The sequence below is a fragment of the uncultured Campylobacter sp. genome, from assembly GCF_938045405.1.
GTDB lineage: Bacteria > Campylobacterota > Campylobacteria > Campylobacterales > Campylobacteraceae > Campylobacter_B.
Map to the genome: position 1 here is coordinate 1 of NZ_CALIMW010000218.1, position 1,197 is coordinate 1,197.

At 53.2% G+C, this 1,197-nt stretch carries 1 protein-coding gene; it reads left to right on the top strand.

The window, feature by feature from the left end:
- Positions 1 to 971 (top strand): tetrahydrodipicolinate N-succinyltransferase N-terminal domain-containing protein (locus Q0140_RS09095; RefSeq protein ID WP_297963917.1); only part of this gene is annotated, 971 nt, incomplete at its 5' end.
- Positions 972 to 1,197 lie beyond the last annotated feature (226 nt).

The following is a 1,197-nucleotide window of genomic DNA, read 5'->3' on the forward strand; positions in this document are numbered from 1 at the left end:
TGGATTTTAGCGGTAGTGAGTGCGTCCTTCCGCTAACGCACAAAGCCCTAAAAAAGGCGATCGAGGCTTTAAAATTTCTACAGCCAGACGCCAAAGAGGGCGCGCACAAAAATCTGCAGGTGCTGCTTGCGGTTAAAGAGGCGATGAAATCGGACGAGCACGCGAGCTTTTGCGCCAGCTTCGTCTTCGAGGATGCCGTGCCAAAAAGCGTCGAGAGCGTCTATCTCAAGCTTTACGCGCTTTCGCTAAATCTCTGCGAGCCGCGCACGCTCAATCTAGACGGCGCATTTAGCGTGCTTCCGAACGTCGCATGGGATGAAAACGCCCGCCCGATCGAGCTTTGGTGGCTGCGTGAAAACGAAATCTCTTTAAAAATGCAAGGTCGCTATCCACGCATCATCAGCGTCGATAAATTTCCGCGCTACCTAAGCCACGTCGTACCGCCGCAAAACGTGCGGATTTTAGATGACGCGAAGGTGCGTTTGGGTGCGCATATCGCTGCGGGTACGACCGTAATGCCGGGTGCTGCGTATGTGAATTTCAACGCAGGCACGATCGGCAGCGTTATGATCGAGGGGCGCGTCAGTAGCTCGGTCGTCGTGGGCGAGGGCAGCGACATAGGCGGCGGCGCGTCGATTTTGGGCGTGCTAAGCGGCACCAACGGCAATGCCGTGAGCATCGGCAAGCACTGCCTGCTGGGCGCAAACTCCGTAACGGGCATTCCGCTAGGCGACCGCTGCATCGTGGATGCCGGCATCGCGGTACTTGAGGGCACGAAGGTTTTTATCGCACAAAAGGATCGCGAGGCGCTAGCAGCGCTAAATCCAGGCTTTGCGTTCGATCGTGAAATTTATAAAGGGCTTGAGCTTGCCGGGCTTAGCGGTCTGCACTTCCGACAAAATAGCCAAAGCGGGCAGATTACGGCAAGCGTTAGCAAGCGCGCGATCAAACTCAACGCGGAACTGCATTAAATTTATAAATTTAAACGGCGGGCGCGGATTGGCTGGAGCTTTTCAAAGCTGCGTTAAATCTATAACTTAAAGGCGAGTTAAAAAAGATACGGACGATCTCGCCGCACGCCGCTTTGAGCGAGCGCATATGATCCGTCGCAAAAATTTCCGCTCATAGAATTTCGCGCGGAATTTAAAGAATTTTTGCCGCGATTTAGAAAATTTCTAGCGGTGATTTATGGAATTT